The following is a 17730-nucleotide window of genomic DNA, read 5'->3' as shown; positions in this document are numbered from 1 at the left end:
CGATCGTGGTGGAGAGAGGGTCCCGTCGGTATCCACATCGGCGGATACGGTTCCGACGGGCCAAACCATTGTCGACGGGTTGTAAACGGGGCGTATTAAATCCTGTTATCCGGAGTCCACCAGGGGTTTCGATTCGGTGGTGGCCATCCGTGTGATGGCGGGTGAGGTCAGTTCACTTCCTCTTCGTCCGGAAGCGAAAGGACGTTCTCCCGGCCGATGCGGAAGACTTCGACCTCTTCGTCCTCCCGAAGCCCGCTGACGACCTGGCTCGTTTTGGCCTCGGTCCAGTCGAGCTCGGCGACGATCTCCTGTTGTTTGATCCGGCCGCCACGTTGCTCGAGCAGCCGGAGCACGCGCTCTTCGTTGCTCAGCAGTTCGTCCGGCGGGCCGGCTGTTTGACTGCCGGGCTCGTCGGACTCGACCGGCACTCTCGCCTGCTGTGCTGGACCGTTGCCTGGTGAGTAGCTGACTCCGTCCGCCCGGTGTCTGATCGCCCAGCCAATCGCGGCGGCGGCCACCAACAGCGCGAGCGCACCCGCAACTGCGAGCCACGGCATCGATGGGCTCTCCTCGGGTTCGACCGGTTCCTCCGTTCCTTCCGCGTTCTCGATGAGCACGATCAGTGGCTGTTCGTCGGTGAATTCGGTGCCGTCGCCGTCCCAAAAGATCGACCCCTCCGGCGGATCGTCCGGCGAGGGATCGGCCTCTCGAACGACGTATCCGTCGGGCCAGAAGAACTGCAACGTCGTGTCGTCGACGAGCGTAAAGCCGGCGAGTGCGTCCCCCGCTTCGATACGGTTGATCTCGACGTGGGAGAACGACGACCACTCGAACGTAAACTCGACATGACCGAGGTTCCGCGGTGCCGAACTGGTATCCGTCTCGACCTCGACGTTCGAGATCTCCATCTCCCGGTCGGTCCGGTTTTGTCCTTCCTCGAGAATGTCGTTCCAATCGGAGTGTTCGTTCGACGCGTACTCCTCGGAATTCTCCTCGACGTCGTCCCGGAGGCGCTCCCAGTTCTGCGTCGAGTCGTTCTCGAAGCGGTAGTCGACGACGAACGTCGCCGAGGTGTTCTCGTGGAGGAAGACGTCGATGTGTACCTCCTCGGCACTATCGAGCTGGGCGCTCTCGTTGAGGCCGTCGTCGCTCCCCTCCTCGGGATCGGTTTCGTTGACTGGCGCGTCTCCGTTGTCGGTCTCGTTGGTCGGACCGTCCCCGTTTTCAGTCTCGTTATTCGGACTCTCGTCCCCGTCGTCGATTTCGTCGTCTGCGGCCTGTTGTTCGTCGTCTGCAGTCTCCTGAAACGCGGCGCTCCCCGTGCCGACGTCCGCCACCACAGCAGAAGACGCCGCCGGAACGGCCGCGATCAGGCACCCGACCACCACGAGCACGCCAAGGGCCCGTAGCCCCCTCACGTCCATTATGTGAGTATGTCGTAGCCGACTAAATAGGTCTTTCCGACGCCGACGGCTGGTGGTTTTTATCAGTTTGGTTCCGTGCGAACGATTGGCAGTGGGTCGTGAACTGCTCGCACCGAATACGTTCGTTCCAATCGAACGGAACCGGGTATCTGTCCGGGGATGATCGTCTCGAGGCGTCGCCCCGACACCTATCACGACAGAGCGGAGGACTGATATCTCGGGCGGCCCTACCACAACCGAGTGTACAGCGTCAACGTACCGGTTCCGGGACGCGTCCGAACCCTGGCGAACGAACTCTATCCCGAACTCGTCGGATTCGAGACCGTCCGCGAGGACCACTCCTGTCTGCTCAAGCGCCTCGGTGACGCCGATCACGTCGCCCAGTTACAGCATCGCGCCCACCGCGCACTCGAGGGCACACCGGCCGTCGAGGCCCGGATCGCGGGTATCGACTACTTTTCGGACCCGCCGCTCGGATCGGCACCGGTCGTCTACCTCGCCGTCGAGAGCCCCGGCCTCGAGGCGATCCACGCCGATCTCGTCGACGTCTTCGAGACGGTCGACGGACTCGAGGGCCCCGAGTACGTCCCACACGTCACGCTCGCCCGCGGCGGCGAGGAGTCGGCGGCCAGACGACTCGCGGATCGCGAGATCGAGCCGATCTCCTGGACGGTCACCGAACTCGAGTTCTGGGACGGGACGTACAAACTGCCCGTGAGTCGCGTCTCGCTGCCCGCTTGATACCTCCTCGAGACGGTCGTGCGTGCTGGCGTCTCGTGCGCGCGCCCGATCAGGGTGACGGCGTATCTCCGTCGTAGCCGTCGTGGTCGGCGTAGAAGTTCAACATCGCGAACTTGAGCTTGGTCGGATCGATGTCGAGTAGCTCCTCGCGTTCCTCGTGGGGAAAGCTCCCGTTGACGCTGTACTTGCCGAGATTGGATTTCGCCTCTCGAGAGTAGCGAGCGTCGAGGAGGGCGCGAACGCCGACGTCGTCGGGCGAGCGGATCACGCGTCCAAGCGCCTGTCTCGTCTTCCGGACGGTCGGAATCTCGACGGCGTAGCGCCACCCCGTCTCCGTTCCATCGAACGCGGCGTCGTAGGCCTCCTGGACCGCCTCCGCGCGGTCGTCAAGATGCGGGTAGGGAACGCCGACGACGAGCACTGTGCGGGCGTCGTCGCCGTCGAAACTCACGCCCTCGGCGAGCGTTCCCCACAGCGACGTACAGAGAACGGCCCCGTCGTCGTCGACGAACTTCTGGCGAATCTCCTCGGCGGACGTTCCCGGCTCGTCCAGATAGACGGCTACGTCGCCAGCGCGACGCTCGAGGCGCTCTGCGTACCGACTCGCTTCGCCGTAGTTGGGAAAGAAGACGAGCGTGTTTCCGGGCGTCATCCGGACGGCGTCGTGGATCGTCCCGGTGACCTCCTCTTGGACTGCTGGATCGTCACGATCCGAGGAGAAAAGCGGCGGCGTCTCGACGGCGTACGTCCGCCGGTTCTCCGGCGGGAACTGTAATCCGTAGGCCATCGTCACCGCCTCCTCGAGTCCCAGAACGTCCTCGGTGACGTCGAACGGCTGGAGCGTCGCGCTCATCAACACTGTGGCGTACACCTCCTCGAAGAGCTCTCCCGTCACCTGTCGCGGCAGGCAGGTGTAAAGCTCCGCGCGGCCGTAGACCTCGTCCGTGCCGGCGTCGCGAGTCACCGAAACGACCGGATACAGCCCCTCCTTCGAGCCCTCGTTCATCCAGGCGCTGACGAACGCCGCGGCCTGGAGGGTCTGACACTCCGTTCGCGTCGCCGTCTCGCCCTCGCGGTAGGCCTCCTCGTACTCCTCGTCTAAGTCCTGGCCGAGGTTCATCGCGGCCTCTAAGTCGGCGTCGATCCCCCGTCCCGAGTATCGTTGCAGGAACTCGAGGGTGAGGTCGTCCTTGCGGTTCTCGTTGGCGATGGGGACGTCCTCCCAGTTCTTGCCGATTCCGCCTCGATCGCCGAAGCCGAACGATTCCTCGTAGGTCTCGACGAGCGCACGGTGGAACGCCGAAACGACGTTCGCGGCGTCCTCCGCACGCGGGTCGGTGGTCTCGGCGAGTTCGTCGAGCGCCGACTCGAACGTCCGCTCCGAGCACGTCCGCGTCGCGTGTTCGCGAGCGGCGTCTTCGACGTTGTGGGCCTCGTCGAAGACGGCGATCACGTCCTCGGGGTCGCGGCCGAGCCAGCGGAAGAACTGTTCGCGAATGGTGGAATCGAGCAGATGGTGGTAGTTACAGACGACCAGGTCGACGCCCTCGATCCCCTCTTTCAGAAGCTCGTAGCCACAGAACTCGCTTCGCTCGGCCCGCTCGAAGATCTCCTCGGGCGTGCGGACGTCCTCGTAGAGCCAGGCGAAGAAGTCGTCCGTCCCCTCGGTCAGGTTGTTCCGGTAGTACTCACAGACGTTCTGTTCCTCGAGATCTGCGAGCCGTTCCTCGATCGACTCGAGTTCGTCCATCACTGCCGAGCGGGCGTCGGCCGCGCCGCCGTCGCCCTCCTGACTCTCCGCTAAGAGTTCCCGCTGGCGGCGCTCGAGTTGGTTGCGGTCGCGTTCGGCGTCGACGACCGCACGGGTGTTGTCCCGCAACGCCTGACACTCCTCGTAGCCGACGTCGATATGACACATCGACGACTTCCCCTTGAAGACGATCGTACGAATCGACTCCTCGGCCGTGATCGCGCGGGCCTCGGCGACGAACTGGCGCATCTGTTGGTGGACGTCCGTCGTGATGACGACCGTCTTGTCCTGTTCGTGGGCGACCTCGAGTGCGGGGGCGAGCGAGGAGAGGGTCTTTCCCGTTCCACAGGCACCCTCGAAGAGGACGTCCTGGCCGCGAACCAGCGTGTTGTAGATCCGGTCCATCGCCTCGCGCTGGTTCTCGTAGGGCTGCTCGTAGGGGAAAAACCGCATGTAGCCGCTCGTCTCGGACACGATGGGTGAATTGGTTCCCGCTACGATAAAAGCGTTCGTCTCACTCGAGTCCCCGAGAAGCCGGCGTCGTCGGAGCCGTGGGAGACTCGAGGGCTCGAGCGGCGCGAGAGATCGCTTCTGCCCTCACCGGTGGAGCTCCCGTCCCCGTCGCGCTGACTGCTACCGAATATCACAGCCAGCACCTGCGCGGTCTATCGCCTTGTACCTCGAGTGCTTCGCCCCGACTATGCCCATCCCCGGCTACGATTCCGGCACCGTCGCGGAGTTCACACTCGAGCGCTCGGGCGCACGACTCGACGTCGTCGCGGGCGTCGTCCCGGAGCACGTCGGCCTCGAGCCGGCCGCCGTCGATCCGCCGGCAGGCGCGCTGTCGAACCCAGTCGACCTCGTCGGTGTCGACGATTTGCGAGCGCTCGAGGCGATCCGCGTCGAACTCGTCTACGATCCGACGGGGCTCCCGCCGGGAGCGAGTCCGACCGACGTCGCGGTGGGTGTAGAAACCGACGACGGCTGGTCACCGCTCAGGTCCGCAGTCGACCTCGAGGAAACGACGGTGACCGCGGTCTCGAACGACCGGCCGCCGGGATCGACGGTCGTCGCGATCCACGACGAGACCGCGGGTGAACCGGCCTAACCCTCGGCTCCGCTTCCGTTCTGGGTAAACGGACCCCTTCGTTTCCGCTCGAGACCGGGTTCGTTTCTCCGTCGTGTTCCCGACACGAGCGGCGCCAGCCCGGCGCGACCTCGGCGGTGTCAACGAACGCTGGCGAGTCGAAACGAAAAGGAACGTCACTACCGGGCCCCAAACCGAGAGCATGATCGCCATCTTCTCGGATACGCACAGTCCCCGCGGCCACGAACTCGAGGGCGAGGCACTTTCCGCCGCTCGCGAGGCCGACGTCGTGATCCACGCCGGCGATTTTACCAGTACGTCCGCGCTCGAGGCGTTCGAGGACGAGTGCGACCGGCTGTTCGCCGTCCACGGCAACGCCGACAGCGCGGCCGTCCGCGACCGACTGCCGACGGCCCGGACGGTCGACGAGGAGGGAGTTCGGTTCGCCGTCACCCACCGACGCGAGGGCGGGGCGACTGGCCTGTCGATGTTCGGCCGCTCGCGCGGTGCCGACGTCGTCGTCTCCGGGCACACCCACCGGCCGACGCTCGTCGAGACCGACGACGTGGTGCTCGTCAATCCCGGCAGTCACGCCCAACCCCGCGGAAACAGGCTGGGGTTTGCCGTCCTCGAGAGTCGATCGGATGGGTTCGAGATCGAACTTCACCAGCCAGACGGGACGCCGATCGACGCGATCGAACGCTCCCGAAACGCGGGAACCGACTGAAACGATTCGGGGAACGAACGTGACCCGTAAACGAACACTGGGTGCTATAGACGGTCGAAAACTCGTCAACGGCCAAGGGGAGGGCAAACGCGTCAGCGGGATCCACAGGTGGATGGGACGTCGACCGGGTCGAACGGGCGTGGAGGGCGTTTAGGTGGGTGATGGAGGGTACCCCGATCTCGGCGACCAGGGCCGCCGGGGACCGGACGACACCCACTCTCGGCTACGTCGTCGGTTTCAATATAAGCGACGTAAGCTCAAAAACCGGTTTTACCTATCGAGATCGACACCCCTCGAGCGGTCGATCCCTGTCTCGTCGGGTCGAACGCGGGCCAAGACGGGCCGGCCACGTCTCGTCCGATCGTTCGAGACGCGTCGAAACGATTTTGCACGCGGGGGCGGTACCAGTCTCCCATGTTCGAGTTCATCCCAGACGATCCGGTCATTATCGCGATCGTCCTGATCCTGCTCTCGCTCGTCTTCTTTTCGTACTTGCTGCTTCGGCGGACGATCCTCGAGTTTCGCGAGGGAATGGACGGTCGGTAGCGGGACTGATCTCCGTTCGCCACGCAACGGTCGTGGATCCGGTCGCCGGTAAACCCTCAGGCGATGAGGCCGTTCTACGCGCCGACGGCGCCGTCGTTACCCGGCCTGAACGCGACACCGAGTGCGATCATGAAGACGCCCACTGTCCCCAGTGCGACGAACGCGGGGACGTAACTCCCGGTCACGTCCCTGATTCCGCCGACGACCGATGGGCCGATCGCCGCGACCATATATCCGATTCCCATCCCCATCGTCGCGAGTCGGTCGGTGGTCGACCCGTCGGCCGCGAGGTCGATCGGGAGCGTGAGCGCGATCGTGAACAGTCCGCCGCTCCCGGAGCCGAGAACCGCCACGAGAAGCCATGGATACGTCGAGGGGGCAACGGCGATCGCGACGAGGCTCGCAGCCGTCACGCTCCCCATCCCGAAAATCCACGGTCGGCGGTCGGAGATCCGGTCTCCGAACAGCATGAACAGCCCCATTCCGACGACTTGTGTCAGCGTAAACGTCGTCAGCAGAAAGCCGGCGGTGGACTCGTCCCAGCCGAGCGCGACGTATCGCGGCGCTAACCAGGTGAGCCCGGAGTAGAAAATCGTCGACGCGCAGACGAAAAAGAGCGTGACCGCCCACGCGATCGGAGTCCGCCAGGGGAGACGTTGTGGTGCATCGACCCCGTTCCCGGAATCGCTTCGACTTCCGCGAACCAGTGGAACGAGAACGACGGCAGCAGCGACGGCGAGCACCGCCCAGCTCGCAAGCGCCAACGTCCACGAGCCGCCGATCTGGTAAACCGGAACAGTCAGTCCCGCGGCCAGGGTGGCCCCGACTGCCAGACTGATCGAGTAGACGCCGGTCGCGAACGCGGCCCGGTCCGGAAAGTACTCGTTGACGAGCGCCGGTAACAGCGTCTGCCCGACGGCGATTGCGATCCCCACGACGATCGTCGTCACGAACAGGATCGCAACGCTGTCTCCGGCGATCCGCGCGGCGGTCGCGAGTCCCACGAGGACGATCGCCCAGAACAGTCCACGTTCACGACCATACTGGGCGATCCGAGGCGTCAGAAACGCGAACAGACCCATACAGAACATCGGGATCGTCGTCAGGAGGCTCACCGCGGTATACGACAGCGCCAGATCGGCTCGAATCACCTCGAGCACCGGTGGGACGGACGCGATCGCCGGTCGAAGGTTGAGTGCGGCAAGGACGAACGCGATCAACACGAAAAGCGTCGACGCGTTTCGGCCGGCTGTCGGGCGATCGCTCATGAGACGGTATGACCAGTCAGCCCACAAAAGTGTCGCGTTCGTCCCGCTTGCGCCCGTAATCCGCGAGACCGGGAAGACGATCACATCGATACGTTGTACGACAGCCCGTATCAGACGGAGACCGCCGCCTCGACGCGCGGTATCACTCGTTCGATATCGTCCCGAGAGACGTCCCGGTGCGTACAGAATCGGATCGTCGTCGGGCCGAACGGCGTCGCCAGCACGTCTCGCTCCCGAAGGCACTCGAGGACTGCGTCGACGTCGAGTCCCGTCTCGGAGACGTCTACGAGGACGATGTTCGTCTCCGGTTCCTGCACCGCGAACCCGTCGACGTCGCGAAGTCCCTCGGCGAGGACGCGCGCGTTCTCGTGATCGGTCTCGAGGTCGTCGACGTTCTCGAGCGCGCGGAGGCCGGGGGCGGCGACGACGCCGACCTGTCGCATTCCGCCGCCGAACAGCTTTCGTGTTCGACGCGCCCGCTCGACGAATTCCGCGGGACCGGCGAGCATCGAGCCGATCGGCGCGCCGAGACCCTTCGAGAGACAGAACATGACGGAGTCGACGTGTTGGGTGATCTCCGTGACCGAAACGTCGAGCGCGACGGCGGCGTTGAACACGCGCGCGCCGTCGAGATGAACCGGGACGTCGCGTTCGCGGGCCGCGTTGGCCGCGGCTTCGAGCCGTTCGGGCGCAATCGCGACGCCACCTCGCGCGTTGTGGGTGTTCTCGAGACAGCACAGTCCGGTTCCGGGCCGATGGAGGTCCTCCTCGACGTATGCCGATTCGATCTGTTGGGGTGTCGGAATCCCCCTGGCGCCGCCGTCGACGGTTCGCACCTGGAGGCCGGCGTGCTGGGCTAGACCGCCGAGTTCGTACTTGTAGACGTGACTCTTGCGCTCGACGAGCGCCTCCTGACCGGGCTCGGTGTGGACGTGGGCCGCGATCTGATTGCCCATCGTACCGGTCGGGACGAACAGCGCGGCTTCCTTCCCGACCGCTTTTGCGGCCCGCCCCTCGAGGTCGTTCACCGTCGGATCCTCGCCGTAGACGTCGTCGCCGACCGCGGCGTCCCGGGACGCCTCGCGCATCGCCTCGTCGGGTTCGGTCACCGTGTCCGAACGCAGATCGATCATGGCCGCCGTAGCGGCCCGACGAGCAAATAGCCCGCGGTCGCCGGAGAGCGGACGGGGGTTCCAGTTGCTCGAGACGACCGCCGTTCGGTTGCCAACGACTTCCTATATAAACACGCGATATATTTCGTGAGTAGATACACCACGATTTCGACTCGAGTACCGGTATGGCCAGCCGAACATCGAACGCGACGGCCGAGGGGGAACCGACCGACTCGACGCCGGACGACGACCACCTCGAGCGAAGCCGACGGATGTGGGATCGGTGGAGCGACTACTACCGGCTGAGCGAGCGGGACTTCGAGCCGATGCGCGAGGCGGCGATCGACGAACTGGGGCTCGAGTCGGGCGATCGCGTCCTCGACGTCGGCTGCGGACCCGGGGTCAACTTCGAGCGAATCCGCCACGACGTCGGCGGCGACGGGACGGTCGTCGCCGTCGATTACAGCCCCGAGATGGTCGAGAAGGCACGTGATCGGATCGACCGTCACGGCTGGGATAACGTCGAGGTCCGCCGCGCGGACGCGACGACGGTCGAGTTCGAGGAGCGCTTCGACGCGGCTGTCGCCACGCTCTCGATGAGCGTGATGCCGGACGTCCGCGAGGCGGTCGAGAACGTTCACCGGCATCTCGGCCCCGGAGCCCCGTTGGCAGTAATCGACATCGGACCCGTCCCCGAGGGACCTGCACGGATCGCGAACCCGTTTCTCCGGCGGTTTCTCCGCTGGTACGCCAACTGGAATCCCGACGGCGACGTCCCCGCTTCCGTAGCCGCGGTCTTCGCGGAGAGCGAACTCGTCGACAGATTCTTCCTCGAGACGTGTTACACCATCATCGCTCGAAAAGCGGACGTCGGTGGTGACTGATGGTATCCAGCCGAACCGAACCCAGCCAAAGCGACCTCACCCGAAGCGAACCGAATCACAACTGCGTCTCGAGCGTCCGCCCCACCACGTTGGCCTCGCCCCGGCGGACCAGTTCCGAGGCCGTCGAGACCGCACAGTCCAGTTTCGCCGCGACTGCCTCGATCCCATTTCGTCGCGGAATCTCGTAGAAGCCGACGTCGCGGGCGGCCTCGAGTGCCTCGAGTTGGCGATCGGAGACAGGCGTCTCGGCGACCGTCACGGAGTCACTCACCCAGAGGACGTCGGCGGTCACGCCCGTCGACAGCTCCTCGAGGACGTCGGTGAGATCCGCCGGGTGGCCGACGACCGTCAACCGGATCGTTCGATCGGCGCGAAGCTCGATCGGTGGCACGACGACGACCGTCTCCTGGGCGAGCGCGTTCAGCAACGACAGCCCCTCGGACTCGAGTTCCCGACGAAGATACACGAAAAAGCCGTCGTCCGTGGGCGTGATGTCGTACTCCCGGACGCCCTCGAGGTCCGCGAGAACCGACTCGTACGCGGATGGCTCACCGGTGACGAACGAGGTGATCGTCTCGACGCCGTCGACTGACTGCCCGCCGAGGACGACCTCCCGCTCGAGGTCGGGTGAGTCACAGATCGCCGCATGGATCGGCGAGAGCGTTTCCTCGTCGTGTGCGAGGGAGACGTGCATCGACTTCATCGCCTCTCGAGATGAACTCTTAATATATAAAAAACCGATGTGTTTCGTGACCAATCCGATTTCCGTTCGGTCTCTCCTCTCGGGTATGACGGAAAGCTCCCGAGGATGGCGGCAGTACGGACTCGTGGCGGGAATCGCGACACTCGCCGGTGTGTTCCTCTGGCGTCGGTTCCGATCGAGTGGGCGTGATTCGGCGACGGCGGGCGGCGATCTCGGTTCGGTCGCGGTCGACGACGGTGTCGGTTCGGAGGCGGTCGACGACGAGGTCGTCACGGAGCGCCACGCGGCCGCGTTCCTCGTCCGACGACGGCTCGATGCGGACGGACTCGATGCGGATGCGCTCGAGGGAATCGTCGCCGAGGTGCGGCGCCGGGTTGCCGAGGACGATCCCGACTGGTTGCTTGGCGTCGACGCGGCGACGACCGCGTCGTTGTTCCTCGATCGAACGGCCCAGCCCGAACTCGTCTGGTACGTCGAGGTTCCGCGCTCCGTGACCGCAACGTGGGACGACCCGGAGACGGTGCTCGCCGATGCGTTCCCCGTCGACCACGACGCGGTACGTCCGGAGACGGAACCGGTGGACCGGGAGATGATCGTTCACGCCGTCCACCCGAACCGGCCGCGAGCGATCGAACCGACCGACCGAGCGGTGCTCGCTGGCCCGGAACTCGCGTCGGAACGGACGGTCGACGTCGAACTGGTCCGGATGGACCTCAACTCGGGGCTCCCGGGGCGGTTCGCCGACTGGATGGCGTCGCTCTCGCGGCGGGTGATCGACGGTGAACTGGAGCTTGGCCCGATCGAAACGTGGAGTCAGGCGATGATCGAGGCGGAGGAAATGTACACGGAGTCGGTCTTTCTCGAGCGACGACCGGACGGCTACTCACTTTTTCAGTACATGGAAACCGAAGAGATGGAGCACGTTTACGACGTCTACTACGACACCTGGAACCCCGTCGCCCGGATCTCCGAGGTCGTCCTCGGTCGGATACTCGCAAACCCGGACGACGTCCTCAGCTATCCGCTCGAAACCGAGTTCGAGCCCCTGGCGCACGCGATCGATCCGGACAGATTTCGCCGCCCGTCGAAGTCCGCGGAGTCGGTGGAGTAAGTGTGTCGACACCCGTTCGGCCGAGAATCGACTGCCGACCGAAAACTGGACGACGATCGGGACGGACGGTGAACCCGTGACCGAACGCGAATCCGCGGACCCGAGTGCGAACACCTCCCGCCGGTTCGTCTCCGTCCTGCGTCTCGCGGCGATCGCCCTGGTGATCGTTGGCTTCACCGGCTGGGTGATCGAGGACGACGCGCTCGCCCTCGAGTCGCCGTACACGATCGCCTTCGCTGCGGGAGTCGTCTGTGCGCTGGTTTCGATCTACCTCGGGATCTTTCTGGCGAACCGTGGCGAAAACCGATAGCCGAGCCGTCGGGAGTCGCCTCGAGTGATCTCGCGTGCAGGCGACCGCCGCGAGTCGCCGATTCGAAAACGGTATCCGCCCGCTCGAAGACCTGTGTGACATGGACCCGCGCATTCGCGAACACGCCGAGATCATCGCCACCCACTCGGTCGATCTCGAGGAGGGAGACAACGTCGTCGTCGACGCCCACCCCGTCGCCGAGGACCTGGTCGTCGCCCTCCACGAGGTGATCGGTGACCGGGGAGCGAACCCGGTGACGACGAGCCAGCGGACCGGCAAACGACACCAGCGTGCGTACCTTCGAGCTGCGGGCGACGAAAGCGGGACTCCCGATTTCGATACCCCGGAACACGAGCTCGCGCTCATCGAACAGACGGACGTCTACATCGCGATCCGGGCGAGCGACAACGTCACCCAGACGTCGGACGTCGATCCGGAGACCAGCGCGGCGTACAGTCAGGCCCACCGGCCGATCTTAGAGGAACGGCTCTCGAAGCGCTGGTGTCTGACCCAGTTCCCCGCGCCGGCGAACGCCCAGCTCGCCGAGATGAGCACGGAGGGCTACGAGAACTTCGTCTGGGACGCGGTCAACAAAGACTGGGAGACCCAGCGCGACCACCAGGAGAACATGGTCGAGATCCTCGATCCAGCCGACGAGATCCGGATCGTCAGCGGCGACACGACGGACGTAACGATGTCCCTGTCGGGCAATCCGACGATCAACGACCACGGCGAGCACAACCTCCCTGGCGGCGAGGTCTTCACCGCTCCTCAGCCCGACAGCGTCGAGGGGGAGGTGCTGTTCGACATGCCGTTGTACCACCAGGGCCGGGAGATCACGGACGTTTACCTCGAGTTCGAGGGCGGCGAGGTCGTCTCGCACTCGGCGGCGAAAAACGAGGACGTCCTCACCGAGGTGTTGAACACCGACGACGGTGCTCGGCGACTCGGCGAACTCGGTATCGGGATGAACCGCGACATCGACCAGTTTACGTACAACATGCTGTTCGACGAGAAGATGGGCGACACCGTCCACATGGCAGTCGGTCGTGCCTACGACGACACGGTCGGCGAGGGCAACGAGCAAAACGACTCCGCCGTCCACGTCGACATGATCGTCGACATGAGCGAGGGCTCGTTCATCGAGGTCGACGGCGAGCGCGTTCAAGAGGACGGGACGTTCGTTTTTGAAGACGGCGAGGTCTGAGCGTAGCGACGACCTCGAGTCGGAACGGCGAGCACTGCGAGCCGTGGTGTGTGGGTGGTTCGAGCGGAGCGAAAACGCAGAAATCCGTGCGGGCCGCCAGCGACCCGTGAGAGAACGACCGCGACGAACGGGATCACACGGACCGCTGTCCGTCAGTACCGGCGTGACCGGGCCCGTCCTGCAGTCACACCGGTACGCCGTCACAGCAGTCCGTCCGAACTGTCGAGCGACTGGATTCGTCGATATACTTTAGCCTCGAGCGGTGGTATCCGGTATCATGACAGTTCTCGTCGCGTTCGACGGCTCCACGCCGTCGCGGAAAGCGGCCGAACACGCGTTCGCGACCTATCCGGACGAGGAAATCGTCCTGTTGCGCGTCGCCGAGGCAGCGAGCGGATCGACGACCGCAGGCATCGATCTCGCGAGGGAGTATCTCAAAGACCGTCGGGACGAGATCGCCGAGAAGGGGTTCGACGAGGTTCCCGAGTTCGAGAACCCCGACGACGTCGCGTTCAGGACCGAGGTAACGGTCGGCCAACCGGCCCGAGAGATCGTCGCGTTCGCCGAGGAGCACGACGTCGACCACGTTATCCTGGGTAGCCACGGCCGGAGCGGTGTCTCTCGCGTGTTGCTCGGAAGCGTCGCCGAACGGGTCGTCCGGCGATCGCCGGTTCCGGTCACCGTCGTTCGCTGACCCGCCGGACCCATGGGTCTCACCCATCGGGCGATCAGTGCGTCGCTGACCCGTCGGTGTCCTCGAGGACGACGACTTCGCCGTACTGAATCGCGGGCTGGTGCTCGCAGATGTAGATCGCCATCTCGGGTCGTGCGACGAACTCGAGGGTCGTCGTCGCGCCGAGGTCCTCGCTGACGCCGGTCGCGTACTCGTCGACCACTTCACCCTCGTCGTCGTGGATCGCCAGGTTGTGCTTGACGCCATCCTGGTTCGTCCAGGTGAGTTCGTACTCGTTGCCCTCGATTAGCACCAGCGTCGGGTTCTCGATCCGATCGACGTGGTCGGGGGAGACGCCGACCCAGCCGCCGACGTAGCCGTCGAGTCGAATTTCGTCGACGTCCGCCCACGCGTCGGGGTCGGTCTCGCCTTCGCTCGCGGTCGCCTCGGCGACGTCGACGATCGGCTCTTCGGCGTCGTCCGCGCCACCGTCGTCGCTCAGACAGCCCGCGACGGCCGTCGCTGCGAGGGCGGCGCTCGCGGTCGACAGGAACGCACGTCTGTCCGCCGGGTGTGAGGCCACGACACACCGTACGTGACCGAACGGCATAAGATGGGGTTCGGTCTCGACGCGTGACAGTTAATCGTCTTCGTCCGTGAGCAGGTCGTCGACCATCCCCGACACGAACTCGAGTTCGTCCTCGTTGACGCCGTGGCCCATCCCCTCGTAGATGCGCTCGGTGACGTCGGCGCCCAGAGACTCGAGGACGCGTTTCGTCTCGTGGACGCGCTCGAGGGGAATGTGTGGGTCGACGTCGCTACAGCCCAGAAACACGGGGGTCCCCTCGAGGTCGCCGTCGGCGCTTTGCTCCGACGAGCCTTCGTTCGTCTCGCTCGCGGAGACGCCGTCGGTCTCGAGATAGTCGTCGGGATCGATCGATTCGCCGATGAGCCCGCCGCTGAGCGCGGCGAAGCCGCCGTAGCGACGCGGGTTTCGTGCGACGAACTCGCTTCCGAGACAGCCGCCCTGCGAGAAGCCGATGACCATCGCGCGCTCGGCCGGAATTCCGGCCTCGTCTGCGTCCTCGAGCGCGCTGGCGATCGCCTGCAGCCCCGAGGTTCGTCCGGGTTCGTTCGTCTCGACGGGCTGGAGAAACGAGTTCGGGTACCACTGGCGACCCGCTGCCTGTGGCGCGAGCAACGCGACGCCCTCGCGGTGAATCTCGGTTCCCATCCCGAGGATGCTCTCTGCGGTCGCGCCGCGGCCGTGGACGAGCACGACCGCCGCCTCGGCCTCCTCGAGGGGCGTGCCGGCCGACAGGAGCGGCTGGTCCTGGTGTGGCCCCTCGTCCGCGCTCATTCGACACCACCGACGCCGGCGCTGGCGTCGGGGAGGTCGTGTTCGATCACCTCGAGGCCGAGTTCTTCGATCGCCCCGCGGAGGTGCTCGTCTTTGGCGTAGTCGGCTCCGTCGGCCTCGCGGAGTTCCTGTGCCGTCGCGAGCACCTCGCCGCGGCGGTCGTCGGGAATCTCGTACTTATCGGTGCTGAGTTCGATCACGAGCCCGTTGTTGTCGTTCGTGTAGATCGAGTGGAAGATCCCCCGATCGAAGACGTTGTAGCGGTGACCCGCTTGCTCGAGTGACTCCATGACGTCTTCGTACTCCTCGGGGTCGACGCTGAAACAGAGGTGGTGGACGGCGCCGACGCCGCCGCGCTGGCCGCGGCGATTGGAGGGGCGGTCGTCGCTGACGAAGAACGTCAGGATGCGCCCGTCGCCGGTGTCGAAGAAGAGATGGGTCTGGGATGGGTCGTCGAGGTTCGGCTGGCGCAACACGAGGGGCATTCCGAGGAGGTCGCGGTAGAACGCGACGGTGTCTTCCTCGTTGCTCCCCCAGATGGTGATGTGGTCAGTACCCGTCGTCTGGAAGGGGCTGTCGGGCGGTTCTGGCGTGACTGGGTTGGTAGATTCCTCGGACATCGTGGTTACTCCGCAACGACGTCGCCGAAGACGCGTTCGGCGTCTGCCGGGACGTCGAAGTCGTGGAAGTGCTCGCCGCGTACCTTCGAGAGGATGTTGAGTGCCGCGGCAGCGCCGTCGCCGACGGAGATGGCGGCCTGCCACTCCTCTGTGCGAACCATCGCACCCGTCGCGTAGACGTCCTCGACGCTCGTCTCCATCTCGACGCCGACGTCGACCACGTCGTCCGCGAACGCACACCCAAGCTCTTCGGCCAGGTCGCGGTTCGCGCCGGTCGCCAACACGACGTACGCCGCATCGTACGTTCCGTCGTCGGTCTCGACAACGAAGCCTTCATCGGCTCGCTCTATGTCGGTTACCTCCTCGTCCTGCCGGCGCTCGGCGCCGAAGTCGTCGACCTGCTGGCGCGCCGTCGACATGAACTCGCTGCCGCCGACCGAGCCGATCCCCAGGTAGTTGAAGAGGTGGGCCTTGTGCATCCACGTCCCGTCGGCGTCGAAGACCGTCGTCTCGAGGCCGTTTTTCGCGGTAAACAGCGCGGCACTCAGTCCGGCCGGCCCGCCGCCGACGACGATCACTGATGGCGAGTCCGCTTCGGTTTCGTCCGCACTCGTTTCGTCGCTCATACGTGGTATATCATATCCTCCCAGACGTATCAATCTAGCAGGGACCTCGAATCAACCACGTAACACTCGCGTCAGTAGTCGGCAAACCGACTCACCCCTCCGTGGACGGGAGCCGCGGCCGTGGTCGTCTCCGACGAACTCCGCTCGAATGGCGTCGGGAGCCCGCTCGAGTGACTCCGGAACGTCTCGTCGGCCGAATCGGATCTCGGCCGTCTCGAGGGTCGTTCGTCACGTTCTCGCATTCCCTTCGTACGCAGGCTCAATGGATTCACGCTGGTGTTTCCTACCACGAGCTACCACAGGAGAGGGAGATCGGACGACGGGACGAGTTCTCGACACGACGTGAACTCGCATCTCGATCGTGTCCGTTTACGCCCCGGCGGTTCTCCGGGGTCGTCGTCCGACCGTCATCCAACAGAGATATCCATGAACACTAGCCTCGAGGTCGAGTATTGGGTCGTCGACGACGAGGGCGACCTGTGCTCGCCCGACACACTGCTCGACGTCGCCGAGTGGATCGATCCCGAGTTCGTCGAGCCGATGATCGAGATCAAAACGAGTCCGTGCGGATCGATGGCCGAACTCCGCGAGGAGTTCACGGAACGGATTCGAACGGTCGTCGACGCCGCATACGACCAGGAGAAACGTCTCGTGCCACTTTCGACGCCGCTGTACGCGACGCCGTCGGAGATCCCCTATCGGGAGAAGCGAGGAACCGAACTCCAGCGTCAGATCGTGGGACCGACGTTCGACGACGCTCGCGTCTGTGCCGGGACCCACGTCCACTTCGAGCAGTCGAACGTCGCGGATCAACTCAACGCCGTGACGGCGATCGATCCCGCGTTCGCGCTCGTCAACAGTGCCTCGCACTACCGCGGCGAGCACCTCCTCGAGTGTGCCCGCCCGTATCTCTACCGCCGGTCGTGTTACGGCCCCTGTCCCGATCAGGGGCAGCTCTGGTCGTACGTCGACAGCGTCGCGGAGTGGGACCAACAACTCGAGGACGCCTACGAGCGGTTCCGCGAGCGTGCGATCGACCGCGGCGTCGACCCCGAAACGGTCGACGACGAGTTCGCGCCCTACGACGCGGTGTGGACGCCGGTTCGGCTCCGGAAGGCGATGCCGACTGTGGAGTGGCGCTCACCCGATGCAGCCCTCCCGAGTCAGGTGCTCCGTCTCGCCGAGGAGGTCCGATCGGTCGTCACGCGAGCGGACGAGCGCGGAACCACCGTCCTCGAGGCTGACTCGGTCAGTTCCGTTCTCGAGGCTGATTCGTCCGTTCCAGCCGCCGATACCGAACCCACGGGGGGTATCGACGACGAGGTTCCACTGCCCGTCTTCGACACCGTCGAGGAGATCACCGACACGGCGATCCACGAGGGGCTCGAGTCGGAGCGCGTCCGAAGCTATCTGCGGCGGTTCGGGTTCTCGCCGTCGGCGTACGATCCGCTGGCCGATCGGTTGCCCGACGCGCGACTCTCGAAACGGCACGCGAAGCGGCTCCGTCTCGAGGCTGCGACGCGACTCGAGGCCGACCTCGGCCGACACCGCGTTCGCGTCTGACGGTCGGACTTCGGTCGG

The 17730-nt window shown here is 65.2% G+C and carries 19 protein-coding genes; 10 read left to right on the top strand and 9 right to left on the bottom strand.

Annotated features, from left to right (window positions below; genetic code table 11):
• Window positions 1-167 precede the first annotated feature (167 nt).
• A complete protein-coding gene (locus FYC77_RS01910; protein ID WP_149079787.1) occupies window positions 168-1424 on the bottom strand; it encodes a helix-turn-helix transcriptional regulator in 1257 nt (418 codons plus the stop codon).
• A 240-nt stretch (window positions 1425-1664) separates the two neighbouring features.
• On the opposite strand from FYC77_RS01910, the gene FYC77_RS01905 reads away from it, so the two are divergent.
• Complete coding sequence (locus FYC77_RS01905) at window positions 1665-2165, top strand: 2'-5' RNA ligase family protein (RefSeq protein WP_149079786.1); 501 nt, start codon at window positions 1665-1667, stop codon at window positions 2163-2165.
• A 49-nt stretch (window positions 2166-2214) separates the two neighbouring features.
• Here the strand turns inward: FYC77_RS01905 and FYC77_RS01900 are convergent, their stop codons facing one another.
• A complete protein-coding gene (locus tag FYC77_RS01900; protein WP_202911752.1) occupies window positions 2215-4389 on the bottom strand; it encodes an ATP-dependent DNA helicase in 2175 nt (724 codons plus the stop codon).
• Between the two features lie 226 nt (window positions 4390-4615).
• On the opposite strand from FYC77_RS01900, the gene FYC77_RS01895 reads away from it, so the two are divergent.
• From FYC77_RS01895 to FYC77_RS20835, 3 genes are all read left to right on the top strand, one after another.
• Window positions 4616-5023, top strand: coding sequence for a hypothetical protein (locus FYC77_RS01895; protein ID WP_149079785.1), 408 nt, complete (start codon window positions 4616-4618; stop codon window positions 5021-5023).
• A gap of 181 nt (window positions 5024-5204) precedes the next feature.
• Window positions 5205-5729 carry a metallophosphoesterase gene (locus tag FYC77_RS01890; protein ID WP_149079784.1) on the top strand — a complete coding sequence of 175 codons (525 nt, stop codon included), beginning with the start codon at window positions 5205-5207 and terminating at the stop codon, window positions 5727-5729.
• A 414-nt stretch (window positions 5730-6143) separates the two neighbouring features.
• Window positions 6144-6275, top strand: a complete 132-nt coding sequence (locus tag FYC77_RS20835) for a DUF7859 family protein (protein WP_255455301.1) — start codon at window positions 6144-6146, stop codon at window positions 6273-6275.
• 74 nt (window positions 6276-6349) lie between these two features.
• Here the strand turns inward: FYC77_RS20835 and FYC77_RS01885 are convergent, their stop codons facing one another.
• Together FYC77_RS01885 and ltaE are read right to left on the bottom strand one after the other, a co-directional pair.
• Complete coding sequence (locus tag FYC77_RS01885; protein ID WP_149079783.1) at window positions 6350-7543, bottom strand: MFS transporter; 1194 nt, start codon at window positions 7541-7543, stop codon at window positions 6350-6352.
• A gap of 110 nt (window positions 7544-7653) precedes the next feature.
• Window positions 7654-8676: a low-specificity L-threonine aldolase gene (gene ltaE / locus FYC77_RS01880; protein ID WP_149079782.1), complete on the bottom strand. Its 1023-nt coding sequence runs from the start codon at window positions 8674-8676 to the stop codon at window positions 7654-7656.
• A gap of 164 nt (window positions 8677-8840) precedes the next feature.
• Between ltaE and FYC77_RS01875 the strand changes: the two genes are divergently transcribed.
• Window positions 8841-9539, top strand: a complete 699-nt coding sequence (locus tag FYC77_RS01875; protein WP_149079781.1) for a class I SAM-dependent methyltransferase — start codon at window positions 8841-8843, stop codon at window positions 9537-9539.
• A 55-nt stretch (window positions 9540-9594) separates the two neighbouring features.
• Here the strand turns inward: FYC77_RS01875 and FYC77_RS01870 are convergent, their stop codons facing one another.
• On the bottom strand, window positions 9595-10242 hold the full coding sequence (locus FYC77_RS01870) for a helix-turn-helix domain-containing protein (RefSeq protein WP_149079780.1): 648 nt from the start codon (window positions 10240-10242) through the stop codon (window positions 9595-9597).
• An 85-nt stretch (window positions 10243-10327) separates the two neighbouring features.
• Between FYC77_RS01870 and FYC77_RS01865 the strand changes: the two genes are divergently transcribed.
• From FYC77_RS01865 to FYC77_RS01850, 4 genes are all read left to right on the top strand, one after another.
• Window positions 10328-11353 carry a DUF6176 family protein gene (locus FYC77_RS01865; RefSeq protein WP_202911751.1) on the top strand — a complete coding sequence of 342 codons (1026 nt, stop codon included), beginning with the start codon at window positions 10328-10330 and terminating at the stop codon, window positions 11351-11353.
• Window positions 11354-11429: 76 nt separating this feature from the next.
• The gene (locus FYC77_RS01860; RefSeq protein WP_149079779.1) at window positions 11430-11663 is read left to right on the top strand and encodes a hypothetical protein; all 234 of its coding nucleotides are present in this window, start codon (window positions 11430-11432) and stop codon (window positions 11661-11663) included.
• Window positions 11664-11763: 100 nt separating this feature from the next.
• Window positions 11764-12870 carry an aminopeptidase gene (locus FYC77_RS01855; protein ID WP_149079778.1) on the top strand — a complete coding sequence of 369 codons (1107 nt, stop codon included), beginning with the start codon at window positions 11764-11766 and terminating at the stop codon, window positions 12868-12870.
• A 277-nt stretch (window positions 12871-13147) separates the two neighbouring features.
• Window positions 13148-13564 (top strand): universal stress protein, encoded by a 417-nt coding sequence (locus tag FYC77_RS01850; protein WP_149079777.1) that lies wholly within the window; start codon window positions 13148-13150, stop codon window positions 13562-13564.
• A 34-nt stretch (window positions 13565-13598) separates the two neighbouring features.
• Here the strand turns inward: FYC77_RS01850 and FYC77_RS01845 are convergent, their stop codons facing one another.
• From FYC77_RS01845 to FYC77_RS01830, 4 genes are read right to left on the bottom strand one after another with little or no spacing between them, the layout of a single operon-like run.
• Window positions 13599-14126, bottom strand: a complete 528-nt coding sequence (locus FYC77_RS01845; protein ID WP_149079776.1) for a hypothetical protein — start codon at window positions 14124-14126, stop codon at window positions 13599-13601.
• Between the two features lie 57 nt (window positions 14127-14183).
• Window positions 14184-14903 (bottom strand): alpha/beta hydrolase, encoded by a 720-nt coding sequence (locus FYC77_RS01840; protein WP_149079775.1) that lies wholly within the window; start codon window positions 14901-14903, stop codon window positions 14184-14186.
• The gene (locus FYC77_RS01835; protein ID WP_149079774.1) at window positions 14900-15523 is read right to left on the bottom strand and encodes a VOC family protein; all 624 of its coding nucleotides are present in this window, start codon (window positions 15521-15523) and stop codon (window positions 14900-14902) included. Before FYC77_RS01835 ends, FYC77_RS01840 begins: the two co-directional genes overlap by 4 nt.
• A 5-nt stretch (window positions 15524-15528) precedes the next feature.
• Window positions 15529-16149: an NAD(P)/FAD-dependent oxidoreductase gene (locus FYC77_RS01830; RefSeq protein WP_149079773.1), complete on the bottom strand. Its 621-nt coding sequence runs from the start codon at window positions 16147-16149 to the stop codon at window positions 15529-15531.
• Between the two features lie 426 nt (window positions 16150-16575).
• On the opposite strand from FYC77_RS01830, the gene FYC77_RS01825 reads away from it, so the two are divergent.
• Window positions 16576-17712, top strand: coding sequence for a glutamate-cysteine ligase family protein (locus FYC77_RS01825; protein WP_149079772.1), 1137 nt, complete (start codon window positions 16576-16578; stop codon window positions 17710-17712).
• Window positions 17713-17730 lie beyond the last annotated feature (18 nt).

Source organism: Natrialba swarupiae, from assembly GCF_008245225.1.
Lineage (GTDB): Archaea > Halobacteriota > Halobacteria > Halobacteriales > Natrialbaceae > Natrarchaeobius > Natrarchaeobius swarupiae.
The sequence above is the reverse complement of the archived record's forward strand: the minus strand, read 5'-3'. Positions and strand labels throughout refer to the sequence as shown.

Excerpts from the sequence above, each read along its gene's own strand:
- FYC77_RS01840 (WP_149079775.1), bottom strand. The coding sequence starts at position 14,903 with ATGAGCGCGGACGAGGGGCCACACCAGGACCAGCCGCTCCTGTCGGCC.
- FYC77_RS01855 (WP_149079778.1), top strand. The coding sequence starts at position 11,764 with ATGGACCCGCGCATTCGCGAACACGCCGAGATCATCGCCACCCACTCG.
- FYC77_RS01885 (WP_149079783.1), bottom strand. The coding sequence starts at position 7,543 with ATGAGCGATCGCCCGACAGCCGGCCGAAACGCGTCGACGCTTTTCGTG.
- FYC77_RS01830 (WP_149079773.1), bottom strand. The coding sequence starts at position 16,149 with ATGAGCGACGAAACGAGTGCGGACGAAACCGAAGCGGACTCGCCATCA.
- FYC77_RS01865 (WP_202911751.1), top strand. The coding sequence starts at position 10,328 with ATGACGGAAAGCTCCCGAGGATGGCGGCAGTACGGACTCGTGGCGGGA.
- FYC77_RS01870 (WP_149079780.1), bottom strand. The coding sequence starts at position 10,242 with ATGAAGTCGATGCACGTCTCCCTCGCACACGACGAGGAAACGCTCTCG.
- FYC77_RS01910 (WP_149079787.1), bottom strand. The coding sequence starts at position 1,424 with ATGGACGTGAGGGGGCTACGGGCCCTTGGCGTGCTCGTGGTGGTCGGG.
- FYC77_RS20835 (WP_255455301.1), top strand. The coding sequence starts at position 6,144 with ATGTTCGAGTTCATCCCAGACGATCCGGTCATTATCGCGATCGTCCTG.
- FYC77_RS01895 (WP_149079785.1), top strand. The coding sequence starts at position 4,616 with ATGCCCATCCCCGGCTACGATTCCGGCACCGTCGCGGAGTTCACACTC.
- FYC77_RS01890 (WP_149079784.1), top strand. The coding sequence starts at position 5,205 with ATGATCGCCATCTTCTCGGATACGCACAGTCCCCGCGGCCACGAACTC.
- ltaE (WP_149079782.1), bottom strand. The coding sequence starts at position 8,676 with ATGATCGATCTGCGTTCGGACACGGTGACCGAACCCGACGAGGCGATG.
- FYC77_RS01835 (WP_149079774.1), bottom strand. The coding sequence starts at position 15,523 with ATGTCCGAGGAATCTACCAACCCAGTCACGCCAGAACCGCCCGACAGC.
- FYC77_RS01850 (WP_149079777.1), top strand. The coding sequence starts at position 13,148 with ATGACAGTTCTCGTCGCGTTCGACGGCTCCACGCCGTCGCGGAAAGCG.
- FYC77_RS01825 (WP_149079772.1), top strand. The coding sequence starts at position 16,576 with ATGAACACTAGCCTCGAGGTCGAGTATTGGGTCGTCGACGACGAGGGC.
- FYC77_RS01875 (WP_149079781.1), top strand. The coding sequence starts at position 8,841 with ATGGCCAGCCGAACATCGAACGCGACGGCCGAGGGGGAACCGACCGAC.